This window comes from Paraburkholderia sp. UCT31, from assembly GCF_014397655.1.
Lineage (GTDB): Bacteria > Pseudomonadota > Gammaproteobacteria > Burkholderiales > Burkholderiaceae > Paraburkholderia > Paraburkholderia tuberum.
The window spans coordinates 91,334-114,121 of sequence record NZ_VZQP01000021.1; the positions used below are offsets into that span (position 1 = coordinate 91,334).

Sequence of the window (22,788 nt, forward strand, 5' to 3'; positions counted from 1 at the left end):
ACGTGCCGTAACCCGGGCGCGCGGCGCACAGGCAGCCGCCGCGCGCCCGTTGCATGAAGACCCAGGCAGACCCGAGCTCTAGCTCGACAATCAGAACAGGAAAGGGAAATCATGTCGCATGCGTTGCCCGACCGGCTGCTGCCCGGCTCGCCGTATCCGCTCGGCGCGAACTGGGATGGGCTGGGCGTCAACTTCGCGGTGTTCTCGGCCAATGCGCAGAAAATCGAGCTATGCCTGTTCGACTCAACCGGCCGCAAGGAGATTCGCCGCTTCACCATGCCCGAATGCACCGACGAGATCTGGCACGGCTATCTGCCGAACGCGCATCCGGGCACCGCGTACGGCTTTCGCGCGCATGGGCCGTACCAGCCGCATTTCGGGCATCGTTTCAATCCGCACAAGCTGCTGCTCGACCCGTATGCGCGCAAGCTCGTCGGGCAGTTTCGCTGGTCCGACGCGCTGTTCGGCTATCGCGTGCATTCGAATCGCGCGGACCTTTCGATCGACCGGCGCGATTCCGCGCCCGCGATGCCCAAGTGCGTCGTGATCGACGAGGCGTTCGACTCGTCGCACGACCGGCGGCCCGACGTGCCGTGGGGCGAGACCGTGATCTACGAAACGCACCTGCGCGGCGCGTCGATGCTGCGCTCTGATCTGCGCCAGCATGAACGCGGCACGTTCGCGGCGCTCGCGTCGCCGGAGTTCGTCGAGCATTTGCTGAAGCTCGGCGTGACCGCGGTCGAGCTGCTGCCCGTGCACGCGTTTCTGAACGACCGCTTCCTCGTGGAGCGCGGCCTGCGCAATTACTGGGGCTACAACACGGCAGCGTTCTTCGCGCCGGAGCCGACCTATCTGAGCACGCACCGGCTCGACGAAATGCGCATCGCCGTGCGCCAGCTGCACGCGGCCGGCATCGAGGTGATTCTCGACGTGGTCTACAACCACACTTGCGAAAGCAATGAGATGGGCCCGACCATTTCATGGCGCGGCCTCGACAATGCCAGCTATTACCGGCTGATTCCCGGCGACAAGCGTCACCATATCAACGACACGGGCTGCGGCAACACGGTCAATCTGCCGCATCCGCGCGTGCTGCAGATGGTGATGGATTCACTGCGCTACTGGTCGACCGCGTTCAATATCGACGGCTTCCGTTTCGATCTCGGCGTGACGCTCGGGCGCGAAAGCCACGGCTTCGATCCGGGCTCGGGCCTGTTCGACGCGTTGCGCCAGGACCCGGTGCTATCGCAACGCAAGCTGATTTCCGAGCCATGGGATCTCGGCCCTGGCGGCTATCAGCTCGGCAATCATCCGCCGGGATTCAGCGAATGGAACGACCGTTTCCGTGACACGGTGCGACGTTTCTGGCGTGGCGATGCCGGCCTGCGGCCCGACCTCGCCGCGCGCCTGACTGGGTCGGCCGATCTGTTCAACCGGCGGCATCGCAAGCCGTGGGCGTCGATCAACTTCGTCACGTCGCATGACGGCTTCACCTTGGCCGATGTCACCGCGTACGAGCAGAAGCACAACGAAGCCAACCTGGAAGACAACAACGACGGCCACAACGAGAATTGCAGCCGCAATTGGGGTCTCGAAGGCGCGACCGACGACCCCGCGATCCTCGCGACCCGCCGTCGCGTGTCGCGCTCGCTGATCGCGACACTGATGCTCGCGCTCGGCACGCCGATGCTGCTGGCCGGTGACGAAGCGCTGCGCACGCAGCGCGGCAACAACAATGCGTACTGTCAGGATAACGACCTATCCTGGATCGACTGGGACCTCGCGGATTCGCCGGAAGGTCAGCGCATGACCGAGTTCGTCGCGCGCGTGATCGGGTTGCGCAAGCGCCATCCGCTGCTACGTGAAACGCGCTTTCTGTTCGGCGACCGCGAAGTGCTGCCCGGCCTGTTCGACGTCGGCTGGTTCGACGAACACGGCGATCCGCTGACGATCGAAGCGTGGCAGGACCCCGAGGGACGCGCGTTCACGTTGCGTCGCGCGGGTCCGGGCCTGAATGGCGAAACCGAAGTATTGTTATTGATGCTCAACGCTCACGAGGAACCGCTGCAGTTCGCGCCTCCCGCGCCGCACCTGGAATGGCATGTGCTGTTAGACACGGCCGATCCGGAACGCGCGCCGCAGCGGCTCGCGACGGCCGAACTCGAGGTCGCCGCGCACGGCCTCGTGATACTCGCCGCGCAACCGACCGGTGAAGCGGATTGGCAAGCCGGTTGGGTGGCTGGCGCGCAGCACGGGCCGCGGCTGTTGACCGCGCTGCCGCCCGATCCGGGCGCGCAGACCGCAAACGACGATGGTTCGCAATGAACGATGCACTGCGGCGACCTGGTTCGAGCGTGGACAAATCGCACCGCAGCCCGGGTGGCAAGAATGTTGCGTCGCAATGCCTGCTTGCGTTGCGTCGCATTGCCGTCCAGGCTCGTTAGCAGATTCGAATGGTGAAGACATGTCTGAAAGTCCGATTGATCCTCACACGCATCATCACGCGCACTGCCTGCCGTTCAGCGCGCAGTTGATCGGCGCGAGCGGCCAGCGACCGCGCACGCGGTTCCGTTTTTGGGCACCGTCGTGCAACAGCGTGCAGGTGGTCGTCGAAAACGGCCCCGCGCAAGGCGCGCACGACATGGCTCCGACCGGCAACGGCTGGTTCGAGACCACCGTCGAGAGCGGCGCGGGCACGCTGTATCGGTTCCAGCTCGACGACGGGCAGGCGGTGCCCGATCCGGCCTCGCGGTTCCAGCCGCGGGACGTGCACGGCCCGAGCGAGGTCATCGATCCGCGCGCCTACCATTGGGAACACACCGAATGGCACGGGCGGCCCTGGGAAGAAACGGTGCTGTACGAATTGCACGTCGGTGCGATGGGCGGGTATGCGGGCGTGCAAAAGCGCCTGCCCGAGCTCGCCGCGCTCGGCGTCACCGCCATCGAACTGATGCCGTTGAACGACTTTTCCGGTCGTCGCAACTGGGGTTACGACGGCGTGTTGCCGTACGCGCCCGACTCCGCATACGGCCGCCCCGAAGAACTGAAGGCGCTGATCGACGCCGCGCACGGTGTGGGCCTGATGGTGTTTCTCGACGTCGTCTACAACCACTTCGGACCGGACGGCAACTATCTGCATACTTACGCGGAGCCGTTTTTCCGCGCAGGCGTGAACACGCCGTGGGGCCCCGCGATCGACTTCGAGCGCAGCGAAGTCAGCGACTTCTTCACCGACAACGCCGTCTACTGGATCAACGAGTACCGCTTCGACGGACTGCGCTTCGATGCGGTGCATGCGATCGACAATCCCGGGTGGCTGCGCGAGCTGTCGGACCATATCCGCGCGCGCGTGCAGCAGGGCCGTCACGTGCATCTGGTGGTCGAAAACGAGCACAACAGCGCGAGCCTGCTCGACGCGCATTTCGACGCGCAATGGAACGACGACGCGCACAACACGCTGCACGTGCTGCTGACCGGCGAAACCGAAGGCTATTACCACGCGTATGCCAACGAACCGATTCGCCGGCTCGCGCGAGTGCTGGCCGAAGGCTTCGCGTATCAGGGCGAGCCGTCGCCGCTGCACGATGGTGCGCCGCGTGGCGAAGCGAGCGCGCATCTGCCGCCGACGTCGTTCGTGATGTTTTTGCAGAACCACGATCAGATCGGCAACCGTGCATTCGGCGAACGTCTGCGCAAGCTGACCTCGGATGACGCGCTGCGCGCCGCGACCGCGTTGCTGTTGCTGTCGCCGCAAATTCCGCTGCTGTTCATGGACGAGGAGCATGGATCGACGCAACCGTTCCTGTTTTTCACCGATTACACCGGCGATCTCGCCGACGCCGTGCGCGAAGGGCGGCGCCGTGAATTCGCGCGCTTCGCCGCGTTCAGCGATGAGAAACGCCGCGCGCAGATTCCCGATCCGAACGATGCCCAGACTTTCGCCGCCTCGTCGCCACCCGCGCCCGATGTAAAGCCGACGCCGGATCGGCTCGACTGGATGCATTACTACAAGTCCGCGCTCGCGGTGCGCGCGAAGCTGATCACGCCGCGCCTGAAACATACGAAGGCGTGCGGCGCGACCGTGCTGCGCGATGCCGGTGGCGGCGACGCGAACGCGCTGATCGCGCGCTGGAAACTCGGCGACGGCGAAACGCTGTCGATCGCGCTGAATCTGTCGCAGCAGAACGCCGCGTTCGACGCCATCCCCGACGGCAAGATCATTTTCGAAACACCGCCGCGCGCGCGCGAACAGGCCGACGCGCGGGTGTTGCCCGCGCATGCGTGCATTGCGTGGCTGACCGGCGACATCAACGAATTCGCGAGCCGCCACGATGCGCGCATCGCATCGCACGAGGAGCAGCGCGCGTGACGACCCGACGCCCCAACGACAGGCTCGCCGCGCTCGCTACCCGCGCAGGCTTCGAGGTGGAGTGGCAGGACGCGCACCACAATACGCAACACGTGCCCGAAAAGACACTTGGCACGCTGCTCGAACGCATGGGTCTGCCGTGCGGCAACGCCACGGATATCCGCCACAGCGCCGCTGCTCTGGAGGCCGAACTATCGGGCCGCCGGCTGCCGCCGCTGATGACCGCGGTGACCGGGCGCGGCATCGCGCTGCCCGCGGCCGCGGTCAGGTCGGGCAGCCATTACCGGATCGAGCTGGAGAGCGGCTCGATCATCGACGGCCGCTTCACCGCGCCGAAAGGCGAGGAAGCGCTGCTCGCGCCGATCGACGAAACCGGCTATCACACGCTCGTGATCAACGACCAGCGCATGACGCTCGCGGTCGCGCCGCCGCGCTGCTATACCGTCGCCGACGCGTGGCGCACGCTGCACGGCGGCGGCGGAGAAGGCGAACGCGAAGCCGCGCCGCCCGCGCCGCCACTGTGGGGCATCGCCGCGCAACTGTATGGCTTGCGCCGCACCGGCGACGGCGGTATCGGCGATTACACGGCGCTCGCGCAGCTTGCGCGGCACGGCGCGCAGCGCGGCGCGCACGCGCTCGCCGTCAGTCCGACCCACGCGATGTTCAGCGCGCAGCCCGAGCGCTTCAGCCCGTACGCGCCGTCGTCGCGTTTATGGCTCAACGTCACGCATATCGATCCGGCCGCGGTGTTCGGCGCGGATGCGTCCGCGTCCGCATCGGCGCAGGCCGGCAACGCGTGGTCCAAATATGAAGAGCTGCCGCTGATCGATTGGCCGCACGCAACCCCGCTGAAGCTCACGGTTTTGCGCGCGCTGTACGAGCAGTTCAGCGCCAACGAGCGCCCGCAGCACTCGCCGCGCGCGCTCGAATTTCACGGCTTCTGCGAACGCGCGGGGCGCGCGCTCGAAGATCATGCGCGCTTCGAAGCGCTGCAGGCCGCGCAGCTCGCGCAAGGCGGCGACGGCCATTGGCGCAATTGGCCCGATGCGTTGCGCGACCCACGCAGCCCCGAAGTCGAGGCGTTCGCCGCCGCGCATCGCGACGAGGTCGACTTTCATCTGTTCCTGCAGTGGCTGGCATCGCGCGGCCTGTTGCACGCTCAGCACACCGCGCGCGAAGCCGGCATGGCGGTCGGCCTGATCGCCGATCTCGCGGTGGGTTGCGACAGCGCCGGCAGTCATGCATGGTCCTATCCCGACGACATGCTGCAGGGCGTGTCGGTCGGCGCGCCGCCCGATCTCTTCAACCAGGCCGGCCAGTCGTGGGGACTCACGACCTTTTCGCCGCGCGCGATGCGCACAAAAGGCTTCGCCGCGTTCATCGACATGCTGCGCGCGGCGTTCGCGCATGCCGGCGGCATCCGCATCGATCACATCCTCGGCTTGCGGCGTCTGTGGCTCGTGCCCGAAGGCGAAAGCGCGCGCAATGGCGCGTATCTGCGCTATCCGCTCGAAGACCTGCTGCGGCTGATCGCGCTCGAATCGTGGCGGCATCGCGCGATCGTGATCGGCGAGGACCTCGGCACCGTGCCGTCCGGGTTTCGGGAGCGGCTCGACGAGCACGGCATCGAGGGAATTCGCGTGCTGTGGTTCGAAGGCGCCCCCGACGGCAACGGCTTCAAGGCGCCGGCCGATTGGGACCGCTACGCGGTCGGCACGACGACCACGCACGATCTGCCGACCGTCGCCGGCTGGTGGCGCGGCAGCGACATCATGTGGCGCAACCGCATCGGCCAGACGATGGCGCGCGCCGACGGGCGCGATCCCGAGGAAGCGGCGCTCGAAGAGCGCGCGCAACAGCGCGCCGACTTGTGGCGCGCGTTCCAGCAAGCGGGCGTGGCCGCGCCCGATGTCGCGCCGCCGGACGCCGACAACGCACCGGTCGACGAAGCGCTCGCATTCGTCGCCGCGACACCCGGGCCACTCGTCACGTTTCCGCTCGAAGACCTGCTCGCGCTCGACGAGCAGCCGAACCTGCCGGGCTCGATCGACGAACATCCGAACTGGCGCCGCCGCATGACGCTGCCCGTCGACGCGATGTTCGACGACCCCGTGTTCACCGACCGCCTGCTGGCCGTCGACGGCGCGCGCCGCGCCGCCGCGCGTTCATCCAACACTTCCGCGGAGCCTGACACGCCATGACCGTTCCACGCTCCACACTGCGCCTCCAGTTCCATCGAGGCTTCACGTTCGACGACGCCGCGCGGCACATCGACTACTTCGCTGCGCTCGGCATCAGCCACCTGTACGCGTCGCCGATCACGACGGCCGAGCCCGGCTCGATGCACGGCTACGACACCGTCGACTACACCGAGGTCAGTGCCGAATACGGCGGCGAGGCGGGCCTGAAGCATCTCGTCGACACGCTGCGCGCGCACGACATGGGGCTCATCGTCGACATGGTGCCGAATCATATGGGCGTCGGCGGGTCGAGCAACGCGTGGTGGCTCGACATCCTCGAGTGGGGCCGCCACAGCGCGTATGCGCGTCATTTCGACGTCGACTGGCATTCGCCCGATCCCGCACTGCGCGGCAAGGTGCTGCTGCCGACGCTCGGCGCGTCGTACGGCGAAGAACTGGCGGCGGGCCGCATCGGGCTGCATTTCGCGGCCGACAGCGGACGCTTTCATATCGGCTACGGTCCGCACGTGTTCCCGATCTGCCCGGTCGATTACGCGGCCATCCTGCAAGGCGCCGACCGCGCCGATCTGAGCGCGCTCGCGAATCGCTTTCAGGGGCTCACCACGCAGCCCGCCGATCAGGCGCGCGCCGCCGAGGCGCGTGACGCGCTGCGCGAGTTCGTCGCGCGCGAAGGCGAGTCGGCGATCGAGTTCGTGCTGGAGACTTACGCGCCTGAGGATCCGGTCACGCGCGACCGGCTGCATCGGCTGATCGAGCGGCAGCATTTCCGGCTCGCGTGGTGGCGCACCGCCTCCGACGAAGTGAACTGGCGGCGCTTCTTCGACATCTCGACGCTCGCCGGCGTGCGCGTCGAGCGGCCCGAGGTGTTCGAGGCGGTGCACGCGCTGATCTTTCGCCTCTATCGCGAAGGGCTCGTCGACGGCTTGCGGATCGATCACATCGACGGGCTCGCCGAGCCGCGCGAATACTGCCAGCGTTTGCGCCAACGGCTCAGCGAGTTGCGCGACACTGCGCCGTATGTGGTGGTGGAGAAGATTCTCGGCCGTGGCGAGCCGTTGCGCGACGACTGGCCCGTCGACGGCACAACGGGCTACGACTTCATGAACGACGTCGGCGCGCTGCTGCACGATCCGGCCGGCGCGGACCCGCTCGCCGGTACGTGGGCCGAGCTCACCGGCCGCAGCGCGCGCTTCGCCGATGAAGCGCACGCGGCGCGGCGCAAGATTCTCGCGGAAAACTTCTCCGCGGAACTGGACCGCGCGGCGCGCGCGCTGCATCGGATCGCACGCGATTCGCTGAGCACGCGCGACTTCACGTACCCGGCGCTGCGCCGCGTGCTGACCGAACTGGTCGTGCATTTCCCCGTGTACCGCATGTATCCGCTGGGCGGACTGCGCAGCGCCGCCGACAACGTCTATTTCGAGGAGGCGCTCGCGGGCGCGCGCGCTTCGCTGCCGCGCTCGGACCATGCGGCGCTCGAGCGCGTGAATGCGTGGCTCGGCGGCAGCGCCGAAGAGGCCCCGCCCGCGCGGCCCGGCGCGCAGTCGCAGCAGCAGGCGCAAGGCGGCGGAGCGTCGCCGCATGCGGGCTCGTCCCGGCGCAGCGCGCAAACGCTGTTTTCGCAGCTGAGCGCGCCGCTCGCCGCCAAGGCGATCGAGGACACCGCGTGCTATCGCTACGGCCGTCTGCTGTCGCGCAACGAAGTCGGTTCGGACCCGGGCGAGTTCGCGCTGTCGGTGGAGCAGTTTCATGCGGGCAATCTCGAGCGCGCGCAACGTTTTCCTCATGCGATGCTTGCGACCGCCACGCACGATCACAAGCGCGGTGAAGATGTGCGCGCGCGGCTCGCGGTGCTCAGCGAGATCGCCGACGAATGGGGCGCGACGTTGCGTGCATGGTCGACGTTGAACGCGCCGCAGCGTCGAGCGCTCGACGGCACGCCGATCAACAGCGTGAGCCAGGACAAGAGCGACGCATGGGCTCCCGGCCCCGCCGCCGAGGCGATGCTGTATCAAACGCTGGTGGGCTGCTGGCCGCCGCCGCTGCGCGCCGACGACGAAGCCGGCATCAGGGAGCTGGCCGAGCGCGTCGCGCAATGGCAGTTGAAGGCGCTGCGCGAGGCGAAGCTGCAGACCAGCTGGCTTGCGCCCGACGAAGCCTACGAAGCCGGCTGCCGCGAATTCCTGTTCGGCGTCCTTGCGCCGCAGCGGCGCGACGCCTTTCTGAAGGAGCTGTCGGCGTTCGTCGAGCGCATTGGTCGCGCGGGCGCGCTCAACAGCCTGCAGCAGACGGTGCTGCGTGTCGCGTCGCCCGGGATCCCAGATCTTTATCAAGGCACCGAGCTGTGGGACTTCAGCCTCGTCGATCCGGACAATCGGCGGCCCGTCGATTTCGCGAAACGCGAGGCGTGGCTGCCGCAGACGCAAACGCCGCCGTCGGAATTTCTGGCGGACTGGCGCGACGGGCGCGTAAAGCTCGCGGTGATCCAGCGCGTGCTGGCGTTGCGCGCGCATCTGCCGGAGCTACTGAGTCAGGGCGCGTATCTGCCGCTCACGGTGCGCGGCGCGCATGCGTCGAGTGTGATCGCGTTCGCGCGGCGGCATGGCAATGCGTGGGCCGTGGTGATTGCCAGCCGGTTGGCCGCGCGACTGCTTGGCGATGATGCTGGTCTGCCGCTCGTCGAGCCGGCGCAATGGGCGGATACGGCCATCGCAATGCCGCCCGATCTGTCGGCGCGTGCGCTGTTCGATTGGCTGAGCCCCGCCGCGCCGAAAGTCGACGATCACGGGCTGCTGTATCTGCGCGACGCGCTCGCCGCGATGCCGGTCGCGGTGTTGGTGGAGGATGGGGTGCCTCGAAGCTGAGGCGGCTAAAAAGGGTTGAGGCGTCGGGTTGGCTCGGCCCTCAACCGCCCTCGTCGTCGAACAGCTTCGGATACACGCGCACGAGCACGATGCGCGGTCCCTTCATCTTCTTGACCACGACGTCGAAGTCTTCGAACTCGACGCGCTGCCCTTCGCTCGGCAGATCGTTGAGCGCCTGGATCACGAGCCCGCCCACCGATTCGGCCTTGCCTTCCTCGATGTCGATACCCAGTGCACGTTCGAGCGACACCACCGGCAAGCTGCCCTTGCCCATCAGCGTGCCGTCGTCCATGCGGGTCCAGTCGGCGTCGCCCTGGCGGAATTCATCGTGGATCTGCCCGACCAGCGCGCCGAGCAGGTTGTCGAGCGTCAGGAAGCCGATCGGTTTCGCGTTCTTGTGGCCGACCAGCGCGAAGTGCGGCGCGCCCTTGCGAAAGCGCCGGAACAGTTCGAGCGCAGGCATGTCCGGCTTCACGTACTGCACGGGGCGGACGTAGCGCGACAGGTCGTCGAGCGTGCTGCCCGCCTGGCGCGCGAGCAGCAGGTCCTTCAGATGGATCATGCCGGCCACGCGTTCGCCTGATGCATCCTCGAACAGCGGATAGCGGCTGAAGCGGTGCCGCGCGACCACCTGCATGTTGTCGCGCAGCGGCAGATCGCGCCGCAGGCACACCATTTCATGCGACGGCCGCATCAGGTCCGATACGGTCATTCGCGAGAAGTCGAGCGAGTGCGCGATCGTGTTCCATTCGTCCTGGCTGTACGCGCCGGTCGACGCACCGAGTTCGCTCGCGACGTTCGCGCGGCGGCCGCGCAGGATCAGCTTGAGTTCCTCGGTCGAGTAACGCGAGTCGTGACCCTGGTCGGTATCGAGCCCCGCGGCCTTCAGCACCGCGTTCGCGCTCGTGTTAAGCAGCCAGATGGCCGGGTACATGGCCCAGTAGAAACCGTACAGCGGCGTCGCGGTCCACAGCGAAATTTTCTCCGCCTCGCGAATCGCGAGCGACTTCGGCGCGAGTTCGCCGACCACGATATGCAGGAACGAAATACACGAAAACGCGAAGAACAGTGAAATGCCATGCATCAGCTTCTCGGACTCGACGCCGATCACGGTGAAAAGCGGCATCAGCAGTTGCGCGAACGCCGGTTCGCCGATCCAGCCGAGGCCGAGCGACGCGAGCGTGATGCCGAGCTGACACGCCGACAGATACGCGTCGAGCTGTCCGTGCACCTTCGCGAGCAGACGCCCGCGCATGCCATGCTGGGTGGCAAGGCTTTGCACGCGGGTCTGCCGCAGTTTGACCAGACCGAATTCGGCGGCGACGAAAAAGCCGTTGAGTGCAACCAGAAACATTGCACCGATAAGAGCGACAACCTGGATCAAAGCGACGGGCTCCGGCAACAAAAGTCGTCAGTATAGGGGCTGAAAGATCGATGAAATCCTGATTGTGCGCCAACGCATTCGCGCGCGACGCTCATTTCGGCGCCGCCGCGCTGAACGGCACGCGCAGCACGAGCGCGGCGGGGGTCGCGGTGACGCCGTCCGCTTCCGTCGTATCGCTTTGCTCGAAGCTTCCGCCGTGCGCCTCCGCGACGCGTTTGCACAACGCGAACACCCACGCGATGCGCTTCGCCTCGCGCGGTTCGCCCGCCTGCTTGCGCGCGAACGCTTCGAGCACATGCGGCAGCGCGGCGTCGTTCAACGCGGCCTCGTTCGGCTCGTACGTGACGCTCGCATGCCATGTGCCGTTGTCCGCGCGCGCGGCCAGTGCGACCTCGGTGCCCCGCGCGCTCGCTTCGACGGCGAACGTCAGCATCAGCCACACCGCGGCGGCGAGCCGGGCGCGGTCGCCGTTCAGTTGCTCGGTGGCGATCTTCGAGTCGAGCCGCACTTCGACGCCGCGCGCGCGGGCGAGGCCGGCGCGGACTTCCTCGACGGTTTCGTCGAGCAGCGGATGCAGCGGAAAGGGTTCATACGTGAGCGCGAGCGATTTCGTTTCGGCGCGCGTCGCATCGACGATCGTCTCGAGCAGCTTCACCTGCTGATCGACGCCGCTACGAATGCCGGTGATCGCACGCTGCGAATTGGGATCGTTCGCGTCGAGCTTGCGCTCGAGCACGTACGCCCAGCTATGAATCGCATTCAACGGACCGCGCAGGTCGTGCGACACCAGCGACAGCACGTGATCGCGCATGAACAACGCGGTTTCCGCGCGCAGCAGCGCGCTGCGTTCGGTGATGACGGAGCCGGCCGACGCCGGCTGGGCGCCAGCAGTCCCGTTGGGTGACGTAGTCACGATCGAGTCCTCTCAGGCAATGCTGGATGATGGGGGGAAGCCCCATTATAGGCATCCCGTTCGGACCGACCAGTCGAGGCCGAATCGCAACGCGAAATGCAATCCGCATGCCATGCGCGGAACCGGACCCGACTCCGCGATCGACGTCAACGCGCCTACAATGTCGGTTTTACGTTTTGATCTGAGGAGCAACGCATGTCGACTGTGACGACCGAATCCGGCCTGAAGTACGAAGATCTCGTGGAAGGCACCGGCGCCGAAGCCGTGGCCGGCAAGACCGTGACCGTGCATTACACGGGCTGGCTGACCGACGGCCAGAAGTTCGATTCGAGCAAGGACCGCAATGACCCGTTCGCGTTCGTGCTGGACGGCGGCATGGTCATCAAGGGCTGGGACGAAGGCGTGCAAGGCATGAAGGTCGGCGGCAAGCGCAAGCTGACCATTCCGCCGCAACTCGGCTACGGCGTGCGCGGCGCGGGCGGGGTGATTCCGCCGAACGCGACGCTCGTGTTCGAAGTCGAACTGCTCGAAGTCTGAGTCACGTCTGAGTATTGTCGTGAGCCACGCCGCCGTCACCGCCCCCAACGTTTCGCTGCGCTGCTATGGCGCGGTCGAAGCGTCGGACGTGCACGACTTCCACCAGGTCGTGCTGGGGCTCGACGGCGCAATGGTGATGGCGGTTGACGGCGTCGCCGAGCAGATCGACGCCGGCTCCGCATGGCTGATCCCGGCCGGCGCGCGGCACGATTATGCGGGTGTCGGCACGAACCGGCAGCTCGTGCTCGATTTGCCTGCGGCGTCGCTGGCGGTGCCCGAGCGGTTGTTCGAGCGCGCGCGCGCCGTGGCCGTTGATCCATCGCTCGCACAGCTCGTGCACGCGATTGCCGCGCATGCTGCGGGCGGCGTGGGCGAAGCGCAAGATAATGCCTTCGGTCACCGTCGCTTTCATTGGGATGCTGCGGCACGCCTGGGCGCCGCGCTTGTCGCCGATTCCGGGGCACTTGCCGGTGTGCACAGCGAAGGCGTTCGTCTCGATTTCGCGCGCATCGACCGCTGGCTGCGCGCGCATCTGTCCGAGCCGCTGAAGATCGCGGACCTCGCCGCGCACTGCGGTTTCGGCATGCGGCGTTTTCATCAACTGTTTATCGATGCGTTCGGCGAGACGCCGCATCGCTATTTGCAACGGCTGCGGCTCGACACGTCGATCACGCTGCTTGCGGACGCGCGTCTTTCGTTGACCGATATCGCGCTCGAGATCGGCTTCGGCGATCAGAGCGCTTACACGCACGCGTTCACGCGGCGTTTCGGGCTGGCGCCCGGGCAGTGGCGCGCGTTGCGGCACTGAGCGCGGCGGAGGTGGCGCGGAGGGCTTTGAGACCCTTGAGGCCATTTGAAGCCTGTATGCCGCGCAGAGGTTTTGCCCTGCCTGTCAGCTTTCGAGCCCACATTGCAGATTCGCACGGATATCGCCCGCGTTTTCAAGCCCCACCGCAAATTCGAGCCCCGGATAGAACACGCGATTGACGGCCGGATGCGAGTCGAGCCAGCGCGCGATTTCGAGCGCATTCGCCGACTGCTTCTCGACGCGCAGCGACAACGTTTCCATGCCTTTCAACAGTACCCACGCGTTGAACGCGGACAGCGTCGGCCCGGCGCTGCGTACGAACGGAAACACCTTTTCCATGATGAATTTCTTCGAACCGACCAGCGCGCCGCCGAGCACACGGCCCTGGCCGTCGAGGAAGCTGGTCGCAGAATGCATGACGACGTCCGCGCCGAGCTTCAGCGGCTGCTGTAACGCCGGGCTGCAGAAGCAGTTATCGACGACGAACAGCGCATTCGCGTAATGCCGAACTTGCCGAAGATCTGCGAGAACATGCCGAGCGTCGAGCCGAACATCGCCCGCGAGCTGACGAGGTGATCGCCCGCCTGCAACGTCGACATCACGACCGACATGATCGCGGCCATGCCTGAAGCCGTCGCGATGCAAGCCTCGCCGCCTTCGAGTTTGGTTCTGGTCTCCAGGTTTCCGTGGCTGCTTCCGCGGCTAAATAAGGCAGCAACAAAAAAGCCCGCTTTTGCGTCGGCATAAGCGGGCTTCATGTGCGGGGAGGCTGGAGCCAGGGCGGACGACTGTCGCGTTCCGCCCTTCGCTTTAGCTGTTTCGGGTTGCCGCGCGTCCGCAAGCTGAGATCAAATCGACGCAAGCCAACATGTTAATGCGCTCGGGGCGCGGTGTGTACGCTCAACCCACCGACAGTTGCAGATGCAGCTGCGAACGCGCCGGGCCGCCACCGTCGATCGCTTCGCTCGCGGCATCGCGATCCGATTGCGACGACGGCGCGAGACGCGCGCTTTCGATGCGGTCGAGGTATTCGGTCGTGATGTCGCCGGTCACGTAGTTGCCGTCGAAGCACGAAGCCTCGAACTCCTTCAGCGCCGGATTGATATCGCGCACCGCCTGCTTCAGCGCATCGACGTCCTGATACACGAGGTGGTCTGCGCCGATCATGCGCGCAACTTCCTCGTCCGAGCGGCCGTGCGCGACCAGTTCGCCGCGCGTCGGCATATCGATGCCGTAGACGTTCGGGAATTTCACCGGCGGCGCCGCCGACGCGAAAATCACCTTGTTCGCGCCCGCATCGCGCGCCATCTGCACGATTTCATGCGACGTCGTGCCGCGCACGATCGAGTCGTCGACGATCAGCACGTTCTTGCCCTTGAACTCGATGTTCATCGCGTTCAGCTTCTGGCGCACCGACTTCTTGCGCACCGCCTGCCCCGGCATGATGAAGGTACGGCCTACATAGCGGTTCTTGAAGAAGCCCTCGCGATACTCGACGCCGAGCTTCTTCGCGACCTGCATCGCGGCCGGGCGCGACGAATCGGGAATCGGCATCACCACGTCGATTGCGACGTCGGGCAGCTCGCGCCTGATCTTCTCGGCGAGGTAGTCGCCCATGCGCAGACGCACGTTGTAGACCGGCACGCCGTCGAGCACCGAATCCGGACGCGCCAGATACACGAGTTCGAAGATGCAGGGGTTCAGGCTCGTGGTCGTCGCGCATTGCTGCGAATGCAGCTGGCCTTCGGCGTCGATGAAAATCGCCTCGCCCGGCTGCACGTCGCGCACGAATTCGAAACCGACACCTTCGATCGCCACCGATTCCGACGCCAGCATCCACTCGACGCCGTCAGCCGTTTCCCGTTTGCCGAGGCACAGCGGACGGATGCCGAACGGGTCGCGGAGACCAAGCAGGCCGTAGCCAGCGATCAACGCGACGATCGCATACGAGCCGCGCACCCGGCGATGCACGCCCGACACCGCCTTGAACAGCGCGGCCGGATCGAGCTGCAGACCCGAGCTCGACAGTTGCAGCTCGTGCGCGAGCACGTTGAGCAGCACTTCGGTATCGGAATTGGTGTTCACGTGGCGGCGATCGATGCGGAACATCTCATCTTTCAGCTGCTGCCAGTTGGTGAGGTTGCCGTTATGCGCGAGGATGATGCCGAACGGCGCGTTCACGTAGAACGGCTGCGCTTCTTCTTCGCTCGACGCCGAACCGGCGGTCGGGTAACGGACCTGGCCGATGCCCGTCGTGCCCGGCAGGCTGCGCATGTTGCGCGTGCGGAACACGTCGCGCACCATGCCGTTGGCCTTGTGCATGTGGAAATTGCTGCCGTTCGCCGTCGCGATGCCGGCGGCGTCCTGACCGCGATGCTGCAGAAGCAGCAGGCTGTCATAGATCAGCTGGTTGACCGGGGAATGGGAAACTACGCCTACGATGCCGCACATGGCATGTCCTTCAAAGGTACGAAATTCGTGATGGCGACCGGTGCCTGCGACCGCGCCCGCGCTTTCATGCGACGGCACGCGCTACGACGTCAAGGCAGCCGGTATGCGCCGGAGTCCTGTTGCGCATTGCTCGGGGCGCCCGAATCGTCCACATGGACGTAAGCGGCGAGCGCCTCGGGGAGCAGCGGTTTCATTGCGCGTACGCCCGCAACCGCATACGGACGAAGCAGCGCGTTGCGCCAGAATTCCTCTTTGGGCAGTTCGGTCAAGCCTGCGAGGGCGACCAGAATCAGCACCAGAACGACCCCACGCACGAGGCCGAACATCAAACCGAGCGAGCGATCCGCACCACCCAGTCCCGTGACCTGCACGAGGCGGCTGAGCAGCGCGCTCACCACGCTCGTGACCAGCACTACGCCGATCACCACGAGCGAAAAAGCCAGCAGCCACTGCGTCAACGCGCCGCCCGGCCAGGTAGACGGGATATACGGGACCACGTAGCCCACGAACTCGCAAGCGATGAAAAACGCCGCGACCCAGCCGATCAAACCAAACACTTCCGACAGCAAACCGCGCCAGGCGCCTCGCAGCGCCGACAAACCGATCACCGCCATTACAGCGTAGTCGAAGGCAGTGAACATCGCTCGCTTACTGTGCTCTGCCGCCGTTCGAGCCCGACACGAGGCCCGCCTCGCGGACCTTCGCGACAGCGGCGGTGGCCGCGGCGCGGTCGGCGAACGGGCCTGCACGCAGCAATGTCAGCGTCGAGCCGTCGGCTTGCTTCCTATGTTCCGTATATGTGGGCACGCCTGCCGCTTTCAACTTCGCGGCCCAATTGCGCGCGTTCGCTTCGTTCGAGAAGGCGCCGAGCTGCACCGCGAAACGGTTGCCCGGCGGCGAGGCCGGCGTGCCGGAGTTCGCGTCGGCGCTGGCGGTGGCCGGGTTCGCTTCGTCGTCGGTCGACGCCGACGGTGTGGTGGCGGGTGCCTTCGTCTGTTTGGCGGGGACAGCAGGCGCGGTGTTGGCTGCGAGCGATTGCGTTTGCGGCTTCGCGGCGGGCTTCGGCGTCGCGGCGGTAACAGCGCCAGTTGCGGCGGAGGGAGTCGCGCCTTGTTTCGCTGCGGTCGATTGCGTCGATTTGGCGGCGGAGGCCGAGGCTGCCGCCGTGGTCGCCGCGCTCGTTGCCGGCGCGAGGCCGGACGCAGCCACGCCCGTGTCGGCGGCCGACGGATTGTCCAGCGCGACGCCGGCCTGCACGTCTTCGTTGGCAGTGGATCTGGAGAGCTTCGGCGCGGGCCGGTTCGGAATGTCGATCGAGATGTCGTCGGTGACGGGCTTGGGGTGCGAGTCCAACACCATCGGCAGGATGATCACCGCCGCGACAACCAGTGCGATTGCGCCGACGAGCCGGCGGCGCGCGCGCTGCTTTTCCGGCAGCGTGGGGTCGAGCAGCATTGCATCTGCATCGACGGTGCGCTCGGTGCGGCGGGTGCGCCGCTCGACGCGTTCAGCCCGGGTGGCCCGATTGGAACTGGTGTTTGCGCCGCGCCGGCTGGGCGCGTCGTCTTTCTTGCCGAACGAGAAAATTCCCATGAATCGCTTGGTTCGAGCCTGGTGCCCGCTCAGTGTTGCTGCGATTTCCGGTAGGCCATCACACCCGCTACCGTATAGAAACTGCCGAAAACGACGATTCTATCATTCTCTGACGCACGTTTTAGCGCGTCCTGGAAAGCCTGCGCCGGCGTCGCATAACGCATGACGCTGCTGTCGGCGCCGTCTTCCACGCCCAGCTCGCGCAACACGGTTTCCAGCTCTTGCGCGGACGCGGCGCGCGGGGTCGGCAGATCGGTCACGCACCAGTGATCGATCTCGCCTTTCAGATGACTTAGCACGCCGGCAATGTCCTTGTCGCGCATCGCGCCGAACACCGCGTACGTGTACGGGAAAAAGCCCATGTTGCCGAGGTTTTGCCCGAGCACCGCGGCGGCATGCGGATTGTGGCCGACGTCGAGCACGATGGACGGCTTGCCCGGCAGCACCTGGAAACGGCCCGGAAGATCCACGTTGGCAATGCCGAGCCGGATGTCCTGCGCGGACACCGGCAGACGGTCGCGCAAAGCTTCGAGCCCGGCCAGCGCCGCCGACGTGTTGATCAGCTGATTCGCGCCGCGCAGCGATGGATACGCGAGCGCCGAGCGCCGCAGCGTCGGGCCGACATAGCTCCACTGCTGTCGCTCGCTGCCGGCCTGGCCTTCGTAACGGAAATCGCGGCCGAACAACCACAATTGCGCCCCGATCTTTTCCGCGTGATCGATCAACGATTGCGGCGGCACCGGGTCCGCGCAAATCGCGGGCTTGCCGGGACGGAAGATACCGGCTTTTTCGAACGCGATTTTTTCGCGCGTGTCGCCGAGATAGTCGGTGTGGTCAATATCGATGCTCGTGATGATCGCGCAGTCGGTATCGAGGATATTGACCGCGTCGAGACGGCCACCGAGGCCAACTTCGAGAATCACCGCGTCGAGGCCGCGCGACGCGAACAGGCTCATGATCGCGAGCGTCGTGAATTCGAAGTAGGTCAGCGTGACCGGTTTGGCGAGGCTCTGGCGCGCGGCCTCGACGGCTTCGAAGTGCGGCAGCAGCTCTGCGTCGCTTGCCATTGCCCCGTTGATGCGCGCGCGCTCGTTGAACGACAGCAGATGCGGCGACGTGTGACAGCCGACCGTATAGCCCGCGCGCAGCAGGATCGCTTCGAGAATCGCGCAGGTCGAGCCTTTGCCGTTCGTGCCGCCGACCGTGATGATCGGGCACGCAAACGATAGCTGCATCGCATCACGCACCTGGGAGATTCGGCCCAAACCCATGTCGATGCCGACCGGATGCGCGGATTCAAGGTGCGTGAGCCACGCGTCGAGAGTGGGGAATGTCGTCATCGGGTGAATCTTGAGTGAGTCGCGGTAGTTCGGTTCTACAGTGCTGCGAAGGGTGCTGGTCAGGCGGTTGCGGTCGAGGGTCGCGGGTCGCCGGTCATGGGCGTAGGCCGTTGCGCGGTTTATGCGCACAAACCCGCGCCTTGAGCCGCGCCAGCTCCGGCTTCGGCCGCTGCCGCATCGCAGGCGACGGTAATTATCCTGGAAATGACAGCGCGCCGCTTGATTGCTCACGCGGCGCGCTATTTTTTTGATTGCTTCTCTGGCTGCGCCGCGTCTTCGACAGCGCGGCGAAAGAGCGGCAAATGCGGTGCTGCCCGGCTTTTACGCGACCGCGTCCGCCGGCTGATGGCTCAACAGCGCCAGTAATTGCGCGATCTCTTCGCGCAGCTTGCGACGATCGACGATCATGTCGATCGCGCCCTTTTGCAGCAGAAACTCGGCGCGTTGGAAGCCTTCCGGCAGTTTCTCGCGCACGGTCTGTTCGATCACGCGCGGGCCAGCAAAGCCGATCAGCGCCTTCGGTTCGGCGATCACGACGTCGCCGAGGAATGCGAAACTCGCGGACACGCCGCCCATCGTCGGGTCGGTCAGCACCGAGATGAATGGCAGCCTGGCTTCCGCCAGCTTCGTGAGCATCGCGGTGGTCTTTGCCATCTGCATCAACGACAGCAAGCTTTCCTGCATCCGCGCGCCGCCCGAAGCGGTGAAGCAGATGAACGGCACTTTCTGTTCGAGCGCGTTCTGCGCGCCGCGCGCGAAACGCTCGCCGACCACCGAACCCATCGAGCCGCCCATAAACGAGAACTCGAAGTTCGCCACGACGACCGGCAGCGTGTGAATCGCGCCGCCCATCACGACCATTGCGTCGGTCTCGTCGGTTTCGTCCATCGCCTCTTTAATGCGCTCAGGGTACTTGCGGCTATCTTTGAACTTCAGCGCGTCGACCGGAACGATTTCCTGGCCGATTTCGTAGCGGCCTTCCGGATCGAGCAGGCTGTCGAGCCGCTCACGTGCGCCTATGCGCATGTGATGGTCGCACTTGGGGCAAACATGCAGATTGGCCTCGACGTCGTTGCGATACAGCACGGCTTCGCACGACGGGCACTTGATCCACAGGCCTTCCGGAATTCCCTTGCGGTTTTTCGGGTCGGTTTGTTTGATTTTCGGCGGCAGCAGCTTATCGAGCCAGCTCATAGGGAATCCTTCTGGGTCAGCAGTCGCGCGAACGGCGGGACGAGCCCGCCGCTCACGTTACCGCGACAAAAAATAACTGTTATCGGGCAGTCGCGACGCTATCGAGCGCCTCGCGCACCTCGGCAACGAAACGCGTGAGCGTCTCGGCAGCGGCGTCGGGCGCTGCCTGTTCGAGCAATTGAACGATACGGCTGCCGATCACGACGGCATCGGCCACCTCGCCCACCGCACGCGCCGTTTGCGCGTCGCGAATGCCGAAACCGACGCCCACCGGCAGGGGGACGCGCGACTTGATGGCCGGGATTTTACTCGCGATGCTGGAAACGTCCAGATTTGCGGCGCCGGTGACCCCTTTCAGCGACACATAGTAGACGTAGCCGCTGGCGATGCGGCCGACTTCGGCGATACGTTCGTCGGTTGAAGTCGGCGCGAGCAAAAAGATCGGATCGATCCCGGCAGATTGCATCTGTTCCGCGAAGTTTGCGCACTCTTCAGGCGGATAGTCGACCACCAGCACGCCATCGACACCGGCTTCCTTCGCGGCTTTCGCGAAGGCCTCGGCGCCCATTCGCTCGATCGGATTCGCATAGCCCATCAGCACGACCGGGGTTTTGTCGTCGGCTTCGCGGAAGCGTTTGACGTCGGCCAGCACATGGCGTAGCGACACGCCCTTCGCGAGCGCACGTTCAGACGACTGCTGAATGACAGGACCGTCTGCCATTGGGTCGGAAAACGGCACGCCTAGTTCGATCACATCGGCGCCGCCGGCGGCGAGGGCGTGCATGAACTCGACCGTGCGAGCCGGGTCCGGGTCGCCAGCGGTCATGAACGGGATCAGGCCTTTCTTACCCTGGGCGGACAGCGCGGCAAACGTGTTCTTGATACGGGACATGGAAGTACTCTTGAATTAGGGCTATTGCGCGCCCATTGCCGCGCGCTTTTCAGCGAACTTAGCGGCGCATCTCGCGCTTTTCACTGCACTTCGGTCGACGGCTGCACTTTTGGCCTGGCTCGGGTCCGACGGGGCGCAGCAGGCGTAGCGGCGGCGCTGACGCGCTCGCGCGCTATCGCACAATAGCTCTCGTTGATCTCATAGCCGACGAATTCGCGCTGATGACGGACGCAAGCGACTGCGGTGGTGCCGCTGCCCATGAATGGGTCGAGCACGCGGCCGCCCTTCGGGCAGCTGGACAGTACCATCCGCTCGACGATTTCCAGAGGTTTCTGGGTTGGATGCGCAACGCGCTCGGCATGCTGCCGATGCAGACGCGATACCGACCAGACATCCTTCGGATTATAGCCAAGCTCCAACCACTTGCTTCCTTCGAACAACTTTCGCGAACGCGCCTTCTTCGTGACTGCATCGTACGGGATGCGGACGGGATCGAGATCGAAGAAGTAGTCCTTCGACACCGCGAAAAAACCGATGTTGTCATGCACTGACGTGAAGCGGCGCGTGGTGCCGCCCATACTCGGCACGCGCCGGTCCCAGATGATTTCGTTGACCATCGTGAGTTTCGTCTTCAGGAAACTGAAGATTTCCGGCGCGTATTGCCAGGTGCAGAAAATATAGAGCGACCCTGTTGGCTTGAGCTTCGGTACAGCGAGCTCGAGCCAGCCGCGCGTCCAGACGAGAAATTCCTCGCCCGTGCGCATGTCCGAGTCGTTGCCATAGTCCTTCCCCAACCCATAAGGCGGATCACAGACGATCAGGTCGATCGACTCATCGGGAATGTTCGCTACATCGGTTAGAAAATCGCGGTTTAACAGCTGAATGCCGGCCGGCACCTGCGCCAGCAGCGGTGCAGATGCCGCGGCCGCCGGGACTTCGGCGTCCGGATTCGTGGATTCAATCGCCGGCTGCGGCTCGTCGAACTCGTCGCGCATCGTCGCGGCTCAGAACTGGATACCCGATCGCTCAGCGACCGTGTGCATGTCCTTGTCGCCGCGGCCCGACAGGTTGACCAGCAGAATCTTGTCTTTCGACAAGGTCGGCGCGAGTTTCGTAGTGTAAGCGAGCGCGTGGCTCGACTCCAGCGCAGGAATAATGCCCTCGATGCGGCAGCAATCGTGGAACGCCTTCAGCGCTTCTTCGTCGGTGATGCCTACGTATTGAGCGCGATTGCTCTCTTTTAGCCACGCGTGCTCGGGGCCGACGCCCGGGTAGTCGAGGCCTGCCGACACCGAATGCGTCTCGATGATCTGGCCGTCTTCGTCTTGCAGCAGATACGTGCGGTTACCGTGCAACACGCCGGGACTACCGCCGATCAGCGATGCCGCGTGACGACCCGTTTCGAGGCCGTCGCCGGCCGCTTCGACGCCGATCAACTGCACGGAACTATCGTCGATATACGGGTAAAAGATCCCCATCGCATTCGAACCGCCGCCAACACACGCGATGACGGCGTCCGGCTGACGGCCAGCGAGTTCTGGCATCTGCACGCGGCATTCGTCGCCGATCACACGCTGGAAGTCGCGCACCATCATCGGGTACGGATGCGGACCCGCAACCGTGCCGATGATGTAGAACGTGTTTTCGACGTTGGTGACCCAGTCGCGCATCGCTTCGTTCAGCGCGTCCTTCAGCGTGCGCGACCCCGATTCGACCGGCACGACCGTCGCGCCGAGCAGTTTCATGCGATAAACGTTCGCGGCCTGGCGGCGCACGTCCTCGGCGCCCATGTAGACCACGCACTCCATACCGAAGCGCGCGCAGATTGTCGCCGTGGCCACGCCGTGCTGACCGGCGCCGGTTTCCGCGATCACGCGCGGCTTGCCCATGCGCTTGGCGAGCAGCGCCTGGCCGATCACGTTGTTGATCTTGTGCGCCCCCGTGTGATTCAGGTCTTCACGCTTCAGATAAACCTGCGCGCCGCCGAGCAATTCGCTCCAGCGCTGGGCGTGATAAATCGGGGACGGGCGACCGACGAAATACTTCAATTCGCGCTCGTATTCGGCGACGAACTCCGGGTCTTTCTGATATTTCTCGTACGCTTCACGCAACTCGTCGAGTGCGGAAAACAGCGTTTCGGCGACGAACACACCACCAAATTGGCCGAAGTGGCCTCTTTCGTCAGGCAAGTTGTACATGGTGATCACTCTTCTCAGGATGGCTCGCGGCTTTCATCGGAAAG

16 protein-coding genes and 1 pseudogene are annotated in these 22,788 nt (G+C 65.3%); 6 read left to right on the forward strand and 11 right to left on the reverse strand.

Going from position 1 to position 22,788, the window contains the following annotated elements; genetic code table 11:
- Window positions 1-111 precede the first annotated feature (111 nt).
- The 4 genes from glgX (at window position 112) to treY (ending at window position 9,434) form a co-directional block, all read left to right on the forward strand.
- A complete protein-coding gene (gene glgX / locus F6X40_RS19345) occupies window positions 112-2,325 on the forward strand; it encodes a glycogen debranching protein GlgX (protein ID WP_187628880.1) in 2,214 nt (737 codons plus the stop codon).
- Between the two features lie 139 nt (window positions 2,326-2,464).
- Window positions 2,465-4,369, forward strand: a complete 1,905-nt coding sequence (gene treZ / locus F6X40_RS19350; RefSeq protein ID WP_187628881.1) for a malto-oligosyltrehalose trehalohydrolase — start codon at window positions 2,465-2,467, stop codon at window positions 4,367-4,369.
- Complete coding sequence (gene malQ, locus F6X40_RS19355) at window positions 4,366-6,570, forward strand: 4-alpha-glucanotransferase (protein ID WP_187628882.1); 2,205 nt, start codon at window positions 4,366-4,368, stop codon at window positions 6,568-6,570. The genes treZ and malQ overlap by 4 nt, the downstream gene beginning before the upstream one ends.
- A complete protein-coding gene (gene treY, locus F6X40_RS19360; protein ID WP_187628883.1) occupies window positions 6,567-9,434 on the forward strand; it encodes a malto-oligosyltrehalose synthase in 2,868 nt (955 codons plus the stop codon). The genes malQ and treY overlap by 4 nt, the downstream gene beginning before the upstream one ends.
- A 40-nt stretch (window positions 9,435-9,474) precedes the next feature.
- On the opposite strand, the gene F6X40_RS19365 is transcribed toward treY, so the two are convergent.
- Window positions 9,475-10,818: a hemolysin family protein gene (locus F6X40_RS19365; RefSeq protein WP_184036049.1), complete on the reverse strand. Its 1,344-nt coding sequence runs from the start codon at window positions 10,816-10,818 to the stop codon at window positions 9,475-9,477.
- A gap of 91 nt (window positions 10,819-10,909) precedes the next feature.
- Window positions 10,910-11,731: a sensor histidine kinase gene (locus F6X40_RS19370; RefSeq protein WP_187628884.1), complete on the reverse strand. Its 822-nt coding sequence runs from the start codon at window positions 11,729-11,731 to the stop codon at window positions 10,910-10,912.
- Between the two features lie 195 nt (window positions 11,732-11,926).
- Here F6X40_RS19370 and F6X40_RS19375 point away from each other — a divergent pair, with 195 nt between their 5' ends.
- On the forward strand, window positions 11,927-12,268 hold the full coding sequence (locus F6X40_RS19375; RefSeq protein WP_090808322.1) for an FKBP-type peptidyl-prolyl cis-trans isomerase: 342 nt from the start codon (window positions 11,927-11,929) through the stop codon (window positions 12,266-12,268).
- A gap of 19 nt (window positions 12,269-12,287) precedes the next feature.
- Complete coding sequence (locus tag F6X40_RS19380) at window positions 12,288-13,076, forward strand: helix-turn-helix domain-containing protein (RefSeq protein ID WP_187628885.1); 789 nt, start codon at window positions 12,288-12,290, stop codon at window positions 13,074-13,076.
- A gap of 150 nt (window positions 13,077-13,226) precedes the next feature.
- Here F6X40_RS19380 and F6X40_RS19385 read toward each other — a convergent pair.
- From F6X40_RS19385 to trpB, 9 genes and pseudogenes are all read right to left on the reverse strand, one after another.
- Window positions 13,227-13,738, reverse strand: a pseudogene (locus F6X40_RS19385) (PLP-dependent transferase); the annotation flags it as partial.
- A gap of 238 nt (window positions 13,739-13,976) precedes the next feature.
- Window positions 13,977-15,527, reverse strand: a complete 1,551-nt coding sequence (gene purF / locus F6X40_RS19390) for an amidophosphoribosyltransferase (RefSeq protein ID WP_090810350.1) — start codon at window positions 15,525-15,527, stop codon at window positions 13,977-13,979.
- A gap of 89 nt (window positions 15,528-15,616) precedes the next feature.
- Window positions 15,617-16,168, reverse strand: coding sequence for a CvpA family protein (locus F6X40_RS19395; protein WP_090808318.1), 552 nt, complete (start codon window positions 16,166-16,168; stop codon window positions 15,617-15,619).
- A gap of 7 nt (window positions 16,169-16,175) precedes the next feature.
- Window positions 16,176-17,120, reverse strand: a complete 945-nt coding sequence (locus tag F6X40_RS19400; protein ID WP_187628886.1) for an SPOR domain-containing protein — start codon at window positions 17,118-17,120, stop codon at window positions 16,176-16,178.
- Between the two features lie 29 nt (window positions 17,121-17,149).
- Complete coding sequence (folC, locus tag F6X40_RS19405; protein WP_187628887.1) at window positions 17,150-18,460, reverse strand: bifunctional tetrahydrofolate synthase/dihydrofolate synthase; 1,311 nt, start codon at window positions 18,458-18,460, stop codon at window positions 17,150-17,152.
- 321 nt (window positions 18,461-18,781) lie between these two features.
- The gene (gene accD / locus F6X40_RS19410) at window positions 18,782-19,654 is read right to left on the reverse strand and encodes an acetyl-CoA carboxylase, carboxyltransferase subunit beta (RefSeq protein ID WP_090808311.1); all 873 of its coding nucleotides are present in this window, start codon (window positions 19,652-19,654) and stop codon (window positions 18,782-18,784) included.
- A 79-nt stretch (window positions 19,655-19,733) separates the two neighbouring features.
- Entirely contained in the window at window positions 19,734-20,546 is an 813-nt protein-coding gene (gene trpA, locus F6X40_RS19415; RefSeq protein ID WP_184036040.1) for a tryptophan synthase subunit alpha, read from the reverse strand.
- A gap of 80 nt (window positions 20,547-20,626) precedes the next feature.
- Window positions 20,627-21,541 carry a DNA-methyltransferase gene (locus F6X40_RS19420; protein ID WP_184072218.1) on the reverse strand — a complete coding sequence of 305 codons (915 nt, stop codon included), beginning with the start codon at window positions 21,539-21,541 and terminating at the stop codon, window positions 20,627-20,629.
- Between the two features lie 9 nt (window positions 21,542-21,550).
- The gene (trpB, locus tag F6X40_RS19425) at window positions 21,551-22,744 is read right to left on the reverse strand and encodes a tryptophan synthase subunit beta (RefSeq protein WP_187628888.1); all 1,194 of its coding nucleotides are present in this window, start codon (window positions 22,742-22,744) and stop codon (window positions 21,551-21,553) included.
- Window positions 22,745-22,788 lie beyond the last annotated feature (44 nt).

What these genes read in the sequence shown, in the direction of transcription:
- treY (WP_187628883.1), top strand. Translation starts at nt 6,567, where the DNA reads ATGACCGTTCCACGCTCCACACTGCGCCTCCAGTTCCATCGAGGCTTC.
- trpA (WP_184036040.1), bottom strand. Translation starts at nt 20,546, where the DNA reads ATGTCCCGTATCAAGAACACGTTTGCCGCGCTGTCCGCCCAGGGTAAG.
- folC (WP_187628887.1), bottom strand. Translation starts at nt 18,460, where the DNA reads ATGACGACATTCCCCACTCTCGACGCGTGGCTCACGCACCTTGAATCC.
- F6X40_RS19375 (WP_090808322.1), top strand. Translation starts at nt 11,927, where the DNA reads ATGTCGACTGTGACGACCGAATCCGGCCTGAAGTACGAAGATCTCGTG.
- accD (WP_090808311.1), bottom strand. Translation starts at nt 19,654, where the DNA reads ATGAGCTGGCTCGATAAGCTGCTGCCGCCGAAAATCAAACAAACCGAC.
- glgX (WP_187628880.1), top strand. Translation starts at nt 112, where the DNA reads ATGTCGCATGCGTTGCCCGACCGGCTGCTGCCCGGCTCGCCGTATCCG.
- trpB (WP_187628888.1), bottom strand. Translation starts at nt 22,744, where the DNA reads ATGTACAACTTGCCTGACGAAAGAGGCCACTTCGGCCAATTTGGTGGT.
- F6X40_RS19395 (WP_090808318.1), bottom strand. Translation starts at nt 16,168, where the DNA reads ATGTTCACTGCCTTCGACTACGCTGTAATGGCGGTGATCGGTTTGTCG.
- treZ (WP_187628881.1), top strand. Translation starts at nt 2,465, where the DNA reads ATGTCTGAAAGTCCGATTGATCCTCACACGCATCATCACGCGCACTGC.
- F6X40_RS19400 (WP_187628886.1), bottom strand. Translation starts at nt 17,120, where the DNA reads ATGGGAATTTTCTCGTTCGGCAAGAAAGACGACGCGCCCAGCCGGCGC.
- F6X40_RS19420 (WP_184072218.1), bottom strand. Translation starts at nt 21,541, where the DNA reads ATGCGCGACGAGTTCGACGAGCCGCAGCCGGCGATTGAATCCACGAAT.
- purF (WP_090810350.1), bottom strand. Translation starts at nt 15,527, where the DNA reads ATGTGCGGCATCGTAGGCGTAGTTTCCCATTCCCCGGTCAACCAGCTG.